Origin of the sequence: Prosthecobacter sp. (assembly GCF_029946185.1) — a bacterium.
Taxonomy (GTDB): domain Bacteria; phylum Verrucomicrobiota; class Verrucomicrobiia; order Verrucomicrobiales; family Verrucomicrobiaceae; genus Prosthecobacter.
The window spans coordinates 19099-32191 of record NZ_JAQSEA010000306.1 but is presented as its reverse complement, the minus strand read 5'-3'; the positions used below and the strand labels follow the sequence as shown (position 1 = coordinate 32191).

The following is a 13093-nucleotide window of genomic DNA, read 5'->3' as shown; positions in this document are numbered from 1 at the left end:
GCTACCGGGCGTTTTTTTCATCAGCAGCTTTCACTCCTTTTTTGCGCGTTTTTGTGCTATGAATCAGGCGAAAGCATCAGCTGGCAGAGACGTATCATACATACCCCCCATGAGTTCAATTTTTTCACATCATGCCCCAAACTTGGAGCATGCCTTTTTGACACGTCGCGAACTGCTGCAGCGTGTCGGCATGGGCTTTGGCACGATGGCCGCCGGCTCGCTGTTCACATCGCAGGCCTCTGCGGCAACGATGGACCCGATGGCGGTGAAGCGTCCGCATTTTGAGCCAAAGGCCAAGCGGGTGGTGCATTTCTTCATGAACGGCGGGCCGTCTCACGTCGATACCTTCGATCCGAAGCCGATGCTGGACCAATACGACGGCAAACCGCTGCCGAACGTGCTCAAAACGGAGCGTCCTACGGGTGCGGGCTTCAAATCCCCCTTCAAATTCACGAAACGCGGTGAGTGCGGGCTCGAAGTGAGCGAGGTCTTTGAAAAGACAGGTGCCTTTGCCGATGACCTCTGCGTGATCCGCTCCATGCACGCCGACGTGCCGAACCATGAGCCTTCCCTTGGCCTGATGAACAGCGGCGAGGGCCGCTTGAACCGCCCGACGATGGGATCGTGGGTGACCTACGGTCTGGGCAGTGAAAATCACAACCTGCCCGGCTACATCGCCATGTGCCCAGGAGGCATGCCGACGCGGCGCACGAAGAACTGGCAGTCTGCCTTCCTGCCGAGCGCCTATCAGGGAGCCTACATCAACACGGAGGACACCCGGGTCGAAAAACTCGTGGAATTCATCAAGAACGGCTCGCTCGACTTGAAGCAGCAGCGCCGCCAGCTCGACCTGCTGCAGGAATTGAACCAGCGTAATCTGGTACAGCAGGACCGCGACCAGCAGCTGGAAGCCCGGGTGCAGAGCTACGAACTGGCCTACCGCATGCAGATGGAGGCCACGGACGCCTTCGACATCATGAAGGAGCCGGAATCGGTGAGGAAGATGTATGGTGACCATGCTTTTGGCCGCCAGTGCCTGATTGCACGGCGTTTGCTGGAGCGGGGAGTGCGCTTCATCCAGCTCTGGACCGGCGCGGGCCAACCCTGGGACAATCACGACGAAATTCTTGAACACCGCAAACTGGGCCTGCAGACGGACGGGGCGATTGCTGCCTTCATGGGTGACTTGAAGCAGCGCGGGCTCTGGGATGACACTCTGATGATGTGGGGCGGCGAATTTGGCCGCACACCGGCGGTGGAACTTCCGACGCCCGGTGCCAATGCGGGTAAGCAGCATGGTCGCGACCACAACCACTACGGCTTCACCATGTGGCTGGCGGGTGGCGGGGTGCGGGGTGGCTATACGCATGGTTCCACCGATGAATTTGGCTTCGCCGCGCAGGAAAATCCGGTGCATGTGCATGACCTGCACGCCACGATTTTGCGAATTTTGGGCTTCGACCACGAAAAGTTCACGTACAAATACGCGGGGCTGGATTTCCGTCTCACGGGCGTAAACGAGTGCAAGGTGGTGCGGGAATTGCTGGCCTGACCGGGCCGGGAAAGCCAGCCACCGGCCCCTTGCAAGGCTGGCGCACACGTTTACAGTCGCCACCTCATGCATCGAAAAATCTTCTTCGCCCTGGCAGTGCTGGTGGCCGTCATCTTCACGGTGAACCTCAAAGCCCAGTCCCAGCAGCCTGTGCCTGCCGCGCCTGGTGTCACCGTGACCACAGCCCACGTCGAAGAAGACAATCCCTATGGTGATGTGCTGACCTTCAACGGTTTCGTCAAGCGCACCGGGGTCATGGCCTACCCGCTGATCATTCTGTCGATGATCGCGTTCTTTATGATTGTGCTCTTCGCCTTCACAGTTCGGCAGGGCACCGTGGTCAGCGATGCCTTCATGAATTCGGCGGACGCCCTGATCCGCAAGCAGGACTACCTAGGGCTGCTGGCGGTGTGCAATCGCCGCAACGAATGCATCGCTCGCATCACCTCCAAGACGCTCGACTTTGCCACGCGCAACCCGACAGCGAGCTTTGAAGAAGTTAAAGAAGTCACCGAGGCCGAGGGCAACCGCCAGTCCAGCCTGCTGCTGGCTCGCATCGCCTATTTGGGAGACGTCGGTGCCATCGCCCCCATGCTTGGCCTGCTCGGTACGACGCTGGGCATGATCACGACCTTCCATGAAATTTCCGGCAAGGGAGTCGGCGGCTCGAACCAGCTGGGACTCGCCCAAGGGGTGTCCGAAGCGCTGCTGTGCACGGCCTCGGGACTCGTCATCGGCATTCCTGCCCTCATGTTCTACGCCATCTTCCGTGGCAAGGTGAACCGCCTGATCTCTGAAATGGAAGCCGCGACGACCCACCTGATGGCCCTGCTCGCGGTGCAGTACAAGCGTGCCGCACGCGCCGTCGCCGGCCAGTAAACAGGCAGATCTCCTTTCGCGATGAATTTCAGAAAACAGCATTCTATCGAACCCTCGCCCATGCAGCTCGCGCCGCTGGTGGACGTGCTGTTCCTGCTCGTCATTTTCTTTGCCGTGACCTTCCAGTATGCCAAGGAGGAGCAGGTCATGGATGTCAGCGTGCCTGCGGCCGACGAGGGCAAGGAGAAGGAGTCCCGCAATGTCGGTGAGATCATCATCAACATCAAAAAAGACGGGGAGATCCTCGTCAACGGCCAGAAATTCAACCCCGATGAGTTGCTGGTGAAGCTGAAGAACATCGTCTCGCTTTACAAGGATCAGGCCGTGATCCTGCGGGGTGATGAAGGCACCCCCTACCAGAACGTCATCCGCGTGCTGGACACCTGCCAGAAGGCTGGCATCTGGAACATCGCCTTTGCCACACGCAAACCTGACGCCGACCAACCTGCCGCCACGACCAAGTGAGATGACCGCCGCGAAGTTTTCCAACCTGCCGCGCATTCTTGCGCCCCGTCTGATGCCAGTGCTTTTCTGCCTGGCAGCGTTCTCTTCCATGGCGCAGCAGCCAGCCCCTCCGCGTGCCCTGCCAGTCGAAGATGATGCGCCCGTGCCGAAGGCCATTCCCGTGAGTCCGCCGCCGAGGACCAAGGGGCCTGATGACGACATGTTCGACTTTGCCACGCTGTCCTATGACCGCCAGGAGTGGGGCATGGCCGCGCAGTCGTATGGAAAATATCTGCAGCAGTATCCCACCGGCAGGCAGGTGCCCGATGCACTCTACCGCATGGGCGAGTGCTACATGAAGCAAAACCAGCTCAAGCAGGCCGCTGGCTATTACGAAGAAGTCGTGAACCGCTACCCGGATAGCGAAGGAGCCCCCTCCTGCGCCTATCGCCTCGGTGCGATGATGTTCAACGACTCCAAGTTTTCTGACTCAGCCAAATTTTTCGACTTTTCCGAAACCAAAACCAAGAGCGCTGCCGTCCGGCTGGCTGCCGCCTACAACAAAAGCCGCGCCTATGAAATGGCTGGCGATAAGCCCAGACAGGCAGCCGCCTTGAACAGCGTGATCGCGGTGAAAACCGACAATCCTTACCGCGAAACGTCACTGCTCACGCTCGGTAGCATCTACCTCGGTCAGGACAAAAAGGCCGAGGCGTTGCCTATTTTTGACGAACTTGTCAAGACCAGCGCCGACCGGGCCATCATCGCCGAGGCCAGCATTCGTGCGGCCGTGCTCTATGCCGAACTCAATAAGCCGGAAGAGTCCATCACGATGTTTGAAAAGGCGCTGCGCATGCCGGAAACCAGCGAGCTAAACCGCGGCATCTCCCTCGTGGGCATCATTCAGGCGCTCTATGCCAAGGGTGATTACGACGGCGTCATCGACTACTACAACAAAAACTCCGAAGTCCTGCCGCAAGGAGCCGCACGTGCCAAGATGCTGCTGCTCGTCGGCCACGCCTACCGCATGCGAAAGAGTTATGCCCGTGCCGTTGAAGTTTACCTGCTCATCGAGCAGTATCATGCCGACACGGAAGAAGCCTTCAGTGCGGGATACTGGAAGTTGTACTGCTTCTATCTGCTGAATGACAAGGACCTCGGCGAGTTCGCCACCGCCTTCATTACACGTCAGGCGCCAAAGCACCCCAATCATGAATACCTCTCGCTGGCACGCCTGATCCGCGCTGACTTTTACTTCAACAAAGGCGACTACCAGCAGGCGGCGCTGAGCTACAATGAGATCGGCCTCGACAAACTGCCCGAAAAGCTCCGCCCGGGCACGCTCTTCAACATGGGCTGGGCACAGGGTGAGGCCGGACGCCATCAGGAGGCCGTGGGCACCTTCACCCGTTTCATCAGCGAAAATCCCGGGCATGAGTTCCTCCCCAAGGCCTACGCCCGCCGTGGTCTCGCGAACCGCGATGCTCGCGATCTGCCCAAGGCGAAGGCTGACTTTGAACACGTCACCAAAGAATTCCCCAAATCCGACGCCTGCGAACTCTCCTGGCTGCAGCTCGGCTTCATCGCGATGGAGCAGAAGGATCCAAAGGGCATGATCGTAGCGTTTGAAACGCTGCTGAAACAATTCCCCGCCACCACCGCCGCCGCACAGGCCTACTACGGCATCGGCCGGGGCAATTTCGACCAGAAGATCTACGACAAGGCTGTTCCGGCCCTGCGCCGCTCCATTGAGATCGACAGCAAAGGCTACCTCGAAAAGTCCAGCCAGCTCATCATCCTCTGCGACTACGCACGCCAGAACGCCGACAATCTCGCCAAAACCATCGACAACTACCTGCAGTCCAAACCCGCCGGCCTGGTGCCCTCGAATATTTTGAAATGGCTCGGCCTCAAGCTTTACAGCAGCGACGACTACAAACGTGCCGCCCGTTTCCTCGAACTCGCCGTCACCCCGAAAAACCCGGAGAACACCGAGCCTGTCGTGTGGAACTACCTCGGCATGGCGCAGCTCAACAACCAGCAGTACGACGCCAGCATTCAGGCCACGGACAACTTTCTCAAATCAGAGCCCGACAGCGCCACGCGCTCACGTGCGCTGCTGACCAAAGGCCGTGCCCAGCTTGGCAAAGGACTCTTTGATGAAGCCGACAAGGTGGCCCAGGAGGCCCTGCAAGTGGTCAAAGACGGCAGGCTCCAGGCCGAACTCCTTATACTCGAAGGCGACATCTATGCTGCGCAGGGTGACAAACTTGCCGCTGAAGGCCAGAAGGATGCCGCCGCCGGCAAATGGAAGGACGCTGCTGCCAAGTATGCCGTGCCCAGCCAGTTCTTTGATGATCCCGATGTCACCCCCAACGCTCTCTACAAAGCCGCCCAGGTACTGCAGAAGGCCGGTGACTCCGCCAAGTCCAAGCAGATGCTGCAGCAGCTTCAGCAACGCTATCCGAAGTATCAGCCGAAGTGACTCCCCGGGGGCTCCCCTCTCAGAATGCACACGGACGCGGGCGTGTGCTCAGCGAGAAAAGGCTCAGTCCGTACCTGAGAGCGGAATCCGCCATCCCCGCACCGCAGGATCAGAAAGTTTCAGTTGCGGAGAATCCATGAATTCGTATCCCAGTGCGCCGTCGTATAATTCTCCGCCCACCATGAAACACATCCTCATCGCCGCCCTCAGCCTTCTGGCTGGCGTTTCCCCTGCCGCCGAGTCGCTGAACACCGTCTGCCCCATTTCCGGCAAGCCTGCGAGCCCGGCCATCACCAGCACTTACTCGAAGACCGTTGCTGTCTGCTGCGACAGGTGCAAAGCCCAGTTCACCGCTGCCCCCAAGGGCTACCTCAGCAACATCCTCGCTGCCGTCTCTGGCCAGTGCCCGCTGAGCAAAAAGAAATCCGATGCTTCCAAAACCGTGACCTACACCCGCCAGGTCGCTTTCGCCGATGCCGCCAGCAAGGCCACCTTCGACGCCGCGCCTGACAAGCACATCAAAGAAGTGCGCCAGTAATCAGAAGCATTCGTTTTACCCTCAAGCGGAGCCGCGGCATGCGGCTCCGCTTTTTTCATGCCTGCATGATTCGGCGTGTCATCACAACACGTTCTGATTAGTCTCCCGCTTGTGAAAGCCAAAGCCGCCGCCACATCCCCCGTTGATGCCCTACGCGATCTTTTTGACGCGCTGCCGGACGTGCAGGCATGGATCAAGGACGCCAAGCGCCGCTACCTTTGGGTGAACCGCACCTTCCTGCTGAACTATGGGATGCACCTGCTGGATGAAGTGCTGGGCAGGACCGATGATGATTTCTCGCCCGCACACCTCGCGGCGCATTTCCGTGCAGGAGATGAAGCCGTGCTGGCCGGGCAGACGGTGCAGGGCCGACTCGAACTCGTCGGTCGCTTTGATCACACGGCGGCATGGTGCTTCACCACTAAACGGCCCGTATGCAATGCCCGAGGCCGCATCGTCGGCACCGCAGGCATCACGCGCGCACTGGATGCCGCGCAGATTGATCAGCGCAGCGACATCCGCCTCGGTGTCGTCATTGCGCTCATGACCCGCCGCCTCGGTGAATCGGTGACAAATGCCGACATGGCGCGAGCCGTTGGCATGTCGCCACGCGCCTTTGAGCGCAGCTTCGTCCGAGAGTATGGCCTGCCACCGCAGCAATACCTGAAACGCCTGCGCATCCAAAACGCCTGCCGCCTGCTGGTCGATACGCGCGAATCCATCGCTGACATCGGTCTGCGCTGCGGCTTCGCCGATCAAAGCCACCTCACCCGCGAATTCCGCCGCGTGACCAGCCTCACACCAGGCGCGTATCGTGAAACCTACGCTGCCGCGAATGTTCCAAGCCCTGCCGCTTCTGTTCTATCCAATCGCCGGACGAAACGATAGCCTTTGCGCACCATGAAGCTCCAACCAGGCATCACCGTCGTCAAAAATGGCCAACTCGTCGATGGCACGGGTCGGCCAGCCATTCCGAACGCCGCTGTGATCATCACGGACGGCATCATCAGCTACGCGGGTCCCGCTGCGGAGGCTCCACCAGCTCCTGAGGCTCGCATCATTGACGCTGGTGGCGGCACGATCATGCCAGGGCTCGTGGAGGCGCACATCCATCTCACCTACTTCAATGTGTCCGAGCTGCAGGACCTCGACATCAAGTTCCCCGTGGAATACGTCACGCTGCAATCTGCCGTGAACGCGAAGACAGCCCTCGAATGCGGCTACACATCGGCGCGCAGTGGCGGCTGCCTGCACAACATTGACGTGTGGATGAAAAAGGCCATCGAGGAGGACATGATCCCCGGCCCGCGCCTCAGCGCCAGCGGCCGTGAAATCTGCGGTGCAGGCGGGCTGATGGACTGGAACCCTGACTTCCGCCGCATCGGCATGGAGGGGATTGTTTTCATCGTGAACGGTCCCGAGCAGGCCCGCAGTGCAGTGCGCAAACTCGTCAAAGACGGCATCGAGTGGGTGAAAACCTATCCCACGGGAGATGCGGCTTCTCCCGACATCAACGACCACCACACGCTGTGCATGACCTTCGAAGAAATGCACGCCGTCGTGGCCACGGCGCACAATCACGGCCTCAAAGTCACCGGTCACTGCCGTGCCACCGAGGGCATCCGCAATGCGCTCAAGGCTGGCTACGATGCCATCGAACATGGCACCTTCATGGACGACGAATGCCTCGACCTCCTGCTCAAGCGCAATGTCCCGATGTGCCCCGGTCTGGGATTCGAGCTCTTCAGCGTGCAGCGTGGCAAGGAGTTCGGCTTGTCCCAGCGTGTGCTGGATGGTCATCAAGAAACTCTTGAGGCCGGTGCTGAGAGCTGCCGCAAAGTGCTCAAGGCCGGTGGCACCCTGGGCCTCGGTGGCGACTACGGCTTTGCTTGGACGCCGCACGGCACCTATGCGCAGGAGCTGACCTTCTTCGTCAATTACGTCGGCTTCTCTACACTCGACACGATCAAGTGGGCCACTCTCGGCGGCGCGAAGATGATGGGACGCGAAAAGGAAATAGGCACGCTCGAAGCTGGCAAACTGGGCGATGTCCTCGTGGTGAAAGGTGACGTGCTCCAGGACATCTCCATTCTCGAAAACCGCGACAACCTCCTTGCCGTCATGCAGGGCGGCGTAGTGAAAGCGGGAACGCTTGTAAAGCCTGCGAGTTTCTGATGCACCGTTTCGTTCCATCGTCATGAAGCCGACCCTTCTTCTTGCCGCCCTTCTGGCCACCCATACTTTCTCCGCCGATATCCAGGTGGAAAAGCTCGGCTCCGTCCTGCACTTCAGCAGCGGTGGGAAGACGATCTGTGATTACCAAATGGAGGCGGGCGATGTGCCCGAGGGTGTGTCCGCCGTCTTCAAACACGGTGCTCATCTTCATCCGGTGTACTCGCCCAGCGGCAAGCTTGTCACGGGCAATCATCCCGAAGACCACCGCTGGCATCGCGGCATCTGGATGGCATGGACGAAGACCGAGTTCGGTGATGCACAAGACACACGTCTCGTTGGGATTCACGGTCTGGCGCCACATGTACAACATCCCGATTTCTGGAATCAGGGCAAAGGCGACGGCAAGGACAAGAGCGGCGACCAGATCCTCGCCGAGGTGCGTTTCGATAAACTGGACAAGAGCTGGGGTGGTGCTGATGGCGGTGGCTTCATCAGCCAGCATCTGTTTCTCGATCACAGCCACGCGCCTGATCAAAAGGTGCTCAATGAAACGTGGGAGGTCGCGGTGGCGCAGAAGGAGCTCGATGGCAAGCCCGCCAACATCATCGATCTCACCAGCACACAGACCTGTGCGGGGGCGCCGCCGCTGAAACTGCCGAAGTACCACTACGGCGGTCTTGGTGTGCGCGGCAATCTCGCCTGGAATCAGGTCGATGCCGTGACGATGCTGACCAGCGAAGGTCATGACCGCGCCAAAGGGGACTCCACCAAGGGCAAGTGGGTCCATATCGGCGGTCTGGTCGATGGAGCACCCACTGGCATGGTGATCCTGATTCATCCCTCGAACTTCCGCTTTCCACAGCCCCTGCGCCTCAATCCGAAGAACCCGCAGCTCTGCGTCGCTCCTTCGCAAGCTGGTGATTGGTCCATCGAACCCGGCAAGCCCTACGTCTCCAAATACCGCATCCTCGTCTTCGACGGCGCGCCGGATGCAAAGTGGATCGACGCTCAGTGGACCGCCTATTCCAACACCAATTAAACTTCCCCATGCTCTTACGTTTCTTAGCTCTAGTCCTAGTCGCGTCTGCCCTCGGTCAATCGCAGGCCGCAGAAACTCTCTTTGATAAATCCAACCTCGCAGCGTGGTGCATTGTCCCGTTTGATGCGGGCAAGCGCGGTCCTGAAGAGCGTGCGGCCATGCTGGAAAAAATGGGCGTGAAGAAGTTCGTCTATGACTACCGCAAGGAGCACATCCCGCAGTGGGATGAGGAATTGAACGCGCTCAAAAAACATCACATCGAGCTCATGGGCTGGTGGTTCCCGACCGTGCTCAATGACGAGGCCAAGCAGACACTGGAACTCTTCAAACGCCATGGCGTGCATCCCCAGCTCTGGGTGAATGGCAACGGCGGCGCGATCCAGGTCAAGGACGAGGCGGATCAGCAGGCTCGCGTAGCGAAAGAAGTCGAACGCCTGCAGCCGATCTGCGAAGCCGCCGCACCGTTGGGCTGCCAGGTCGCTCTCTACAATCACGGCGGCTGGTATGGCGAGCCGGAGAACGCCATTGCCATCGTGGAAGCCCTGAAAGCCAAAGGCATCAAAAACATCGGCATCGTTTACAATCTGCACCACGGTCACGGCCATCTCGACCGTCTTGCCAAAGTGCTGCCACGCATGCTGCCGCATCTGCTTTGCTTCAATCTCAACGGCATGGACATCGACGGCGAAGCCAAAGGCCGCAAGATTCTCCCGCTCGGCGTGGGCACCGAAGATGTGAAGGTGCTGCGCATCGTGCGTGCGAGCGGTTACAACGGCCCCATCGGCATCCTGAACCACACCAACGAAGACGCCGAAGGCCGCCTGCTCGACAATCTCGACGGCCTCGCCTGGCTCCTGCCGCAGCTCGACGACAATCCCCCCGGCCCGAAGCCGAAGTATCGCACTTGGAATGAGAAACCCGCTGCCGCCAGCATCATCACCAAACCAGTCATGACCGGCGAAAGCGTCCCATCCCTGAGCATAGAATTCGGCGAGGCACTGAAGGGCAGCTACTTTGAGTCGGACAACGAGCCCTTCCGCACGCTCCCACTTACCATTGAGTGCCGTGCCAAGCTCACCGGCAAAGATCACTTCAACATCCTCATCGCTTCCGACGCCAAATCATCCGCCACGCATTGGGAGCTCTACACGCATGCGAAGCGCGGCACGCTGGCGCTGTACATGCCGGGGCGGGGCGGTGACTTCGACTCAAAGGTCGATGTCTGCGACGGCAAGTGGCACGACTTCGTAGTCAACATTGACGAACAGAACGTCACGCTTTGGATCGATGGCAAGCAAGTATTCACCAAAGCCGTGCAGCCGCTCAAAGGCACCCCAACAGCCGGTGGCATTGCGTTTGGCAGTCTTGTCGACGGTGGCATTGGTTGCGATGGCCTTCTTGATGATGTGCGCCTCACGCGCGGTGTGATGAAGCCACGCAAAGGCAGCGCTCCGCGTCTGCGCATGGACAACACGATTGGCCTCTGGGACTTCGACAACCTTGATGCCCTCCTGCCCCCGCCTGCACCCAAGCCCGTTGCCTTCACACCCGACCACAAACCGCTCAATCCGGACGACAACGTGCACTGGCAGGAGTTCGTCAATCGCGAGCGCATCTTCGACTTCTACGGTAAGCAGGCGTTGCAGTTCATGAAGCAGAAGCCTCTGCCCGTATTGATCCCACAGTTCCCCGGTCTCGATGGCGGCCAACAAGGACACTGGGGCAATCAAAACGATCAGGTGACCTGGAAAGATGGCCGCTTCGCCGCAAGCGATCACGGCCCGGTCTTTAGCGGTGTCTTCAAAGGCGCGGGCCTGACGATTCCGAAGGCGGTGTGTGTGCAATATGGAGACATGTCATGCGTCTTTGATCCTGAAACGCTTTCGATCCCAGTCACATGGACTGGCGGCTTCATCAAGCTCGGCGATGCACGCCACGGTTTCATGGGTGGAGCTGCGATGAATGGGAAGGTAATGGCCAAATCACAGACAAAGCGCGACGGTCTGTATCAAGGCTATTACATCTCTGGTCGCAGAGTCGTCTTTGTATTCGAAAAAGACGGTGCAACGGATCACGTCATAGCCAGTGGAGACCCGAAGGACCTTGTGGCAATCACTGCTAGTGGCCCCGCCCAATGGCCCCAGTGGATCGAAACCAAAGGCAAGCTCGGCACCCAGCAGCCCTTTGCCACTGACACCATCGAGATCCCCTTCAAGAACCCCTACGGCGCGCTATTCTTCATCACCGCGCACGACTTCTTCAGCGATGGCACCGCCGCCATCGCCACCATGACCGGCGAAGTCTGGCTGGTGAAAGGCATTGATGAAAAGCTCGAAAAAATTCGCTGGAAGCGCTTCGCCACCGGCTTGAATCAACCGCTGGGCATGAAGATCGTGAAGGACAAGCTCTACGTCCTCGGCCGCGATCAAATCACCTGCCTCCACGATCTCAATGGCGATGATGAGGCCGATTTCTACCAGTGCGTGACCAACGCCATGCAAACCTCCCCTGGCGGACACGACTTCATCGTCGGCCTCGAAACCGACAAAGAAGGCCGCTGGTATTTCGCCTCCGGCAATCAAGGCGTATGCCGCATCACCGGACGCGACAAACTCGAAGTGCTCGGCACCGGCTTCCGCAATCCGAACGGCCTCGGTATCTCACCCGACGGACGTTTCCTCACCACCAGTGTACAGGAAGGCGACTGGACTCCCGCGACTTCCATCTGCCAGATTGAACTCGATCACAATCTGGGCGCGCACTTCGGTGCCGGTGGTCCGAAGAACGGCCAGTCTCCCGAGCCGGTGCTGATGTACATGCCGCGTGGCGAAGATAACAGCGCCAGCAGCCAGGCCTTCATCACCAGCGAGAAATGGACCACGCTCAAAGGCGATGGAAATTTCGTTCACCTCTCTTCCGGCGGTGGCAGTGCATGGCTTGTCATGCGACAGAATGTCAAAGGCCGCTGGCAGGCCGGGGCCGTTAAGATCAGCGGCAATTTTGACTCCGGACCGCAGTGCGCTCGCTTCAATCCGAAGGACGGCCATCTCTACGTGAACGGCATGCAGGGCTGGGGCAGCTACACGCCGAAGGACGGCTGCTTCCAGCGCGTGCGCTTCACTGGCGGTGAGAAACCCGTGCCCGTCGGCTTCGAAGCGCGTGACAATGGGGTGCTCCTCCGCTTCAACCAGCCGGTGGCTAATGCCGATGCAGCCACCTGCTTTGCGCAGTGCTGGAACTACCGCTACGGCCCGCAGTATGGCTCGCCCGAGTATTCCGTGAAGTATGCCGACACACCCGGGCATGATCCGCTCGAAGTCCGCAGCGTGCATAAGCTCGACGGCGGCAAGACCCTCTTCCTCGAAATCCCGCAGATTGTCACCGCGAGCCAGATTCATCTTCATGTGAGCACCGGCCATGACATCTTCCTCACTGCGCACGCCTTGGCTGAACCCTTCAGCGAATTCCCCGGCTACGCCAAAATTGCGAAGACCAATCACGCCGCGCAGATCGGCCTCGAAGCCCCGAAACCGGCCAAACTCAATCCATGGGCCAAAGGCGAAGGTGGGCGCGAACTCATCATCGAAGCCGCATTGGGCCTGCAATATGTGCAGAAGCAGCTCACCGCCAAAGCTGACGAAAAACTCACCATCATCTTCAAGAATCCTGACGTCGTACCGCATAACTGGATGCTCGCCAAACCGGGCACGCTGCAAAAAATCGGCAATCTTGCCAATCTCATGATCACCGATCCGCAGGGCTTGGCGAAACACTACGTGCCTGACTCCGACGACGTCCTCGCCTATACCGACATGACAAATCCCAAAGGAGAATTCACCATTCACATCACCGCTCCGAAAGAGAAAGGCGACTATCCCTACCTCTGCACCTTCCCGGGGCACTGGATGGTGATGAACGGCGTGCTGAAGGTGGAGTGAGGAGGATAGTCCTTCGGCCAGAAGTGCTCTGAGAAAGCGTCTC

General features: G+C 59.3%; 9 protein-coding genes. All 9 read left to right on the top strand.

Annotated features, from left to right (window positions below):
• The first annotated feature begins 109 nt into the window (after positions 1-109).
• The 9 genes from PSV43_RS24920 to PSV43_RS24880 all read left to right on the top strand — a co-directional run bounded on the left by PSV43_RS24920 (position 110) and on the right by PSV43_RS24880 (position 13050).
• A complete protein-coding gene (locus PSV43_RS24920) occupies positions 110-1552 on the top strand; it encodes a DUF1501 domain-containing protein (protein WP_300204138.1) in 1443 nt (480 codons plus the stop codon).
• A gap of 66 nt (positions 1553-1618) precedes the next feature.
• The gene (locus PSV43_RS24915; protein ID WP_300204136.1) at positions 1619-2431 is read left to right on the top strand and encodes a MotA/TolQ/ExbB proton channel family protein; all 813 of its coding nucleotides are present in this window, start codon (positions 1619-1621) and stop codon (positions 2429-2431) included.
• Positions 2432-2491: 60 nt separating this feature from the next.
• On the top strand, positions 2492-2896 hold the full coding sequence (locus PSV43_RS24910) for a biopolymer transporter ExbD (protein ID WP_300204133.1): 405 nt from the start codon (positions 2492-2494) through the stop codon (positions 2894-2896).
• 88 nt (positions 2897-2984) lie between these two features.
• Positions 2985-5360: a tetratricopeptide repeat protein gene (locus PSV43_RS24905; protein ID WP_300204130.1), complete on the top strand. Its 2376-nt coding sequence runs from the start codon at positions 2985-2987 to the stop codon at positions 5358-5360.
• A 181-nt stretch (positions 5361-5541) separates the two neighbouring features.
• Positions 5542-5898, top strand: a complete 357-nt coding sequence (locus PSV43_RS24900; protein ID WP_300204127.1) for a hypothetical protein — start codon at positions 5542-5544, stop codon at positions 5896-5898.
• Positions 5899-6009: 111 nt separating this feature from the next.
• Entirely contained in the window at positions 6010-6786 is a 777-nt protein-coding gene (locus PSV43_RS24895; RefSeq protein WP_300204125.1) for a helix-turn-helix domain-containing protein, read from the top strand.
• A 12-nt stretch (positions 6787-6798) separates the two neighbouring features.
• Positions 6799-8073: an amidohydrolase family protein gene (locus PSV43_RS24890; protein WP_300204122.1), complete on the top strand. Its 1275-nt coding sequence runs from the start codon at positions 6799-6801 to the stop codon at positions 8071-8073.
• A 22-nt stretch (positions 8074-8095) separates the two neighbouring features.
• On the top strand, positions 8096-9112 hold the full coding sequence (locus tag PSV43_RS24885; protein ID WP_300204120.1) for a PmoA family protein: 1017 nt from the start codon (positions 8096-8098) through the stop codon (positions 9110-9112).
• A gap of 8 nt (positions 9113-9120) precedes the next feature.
• On the top strand, positions 9121-13050 hold the full coding sequence (locus tag PSV43_RS24880) for a LamG-like jellyroll fold domain-containing protein (protein WP_300204117.1): 3930 nt from the start codon (positions 9121-9123) through the stop codon (positions 13048-13050).
• The last annotated feature ends 43 nt before the right edge of the window (positions 13051-13093 follow it).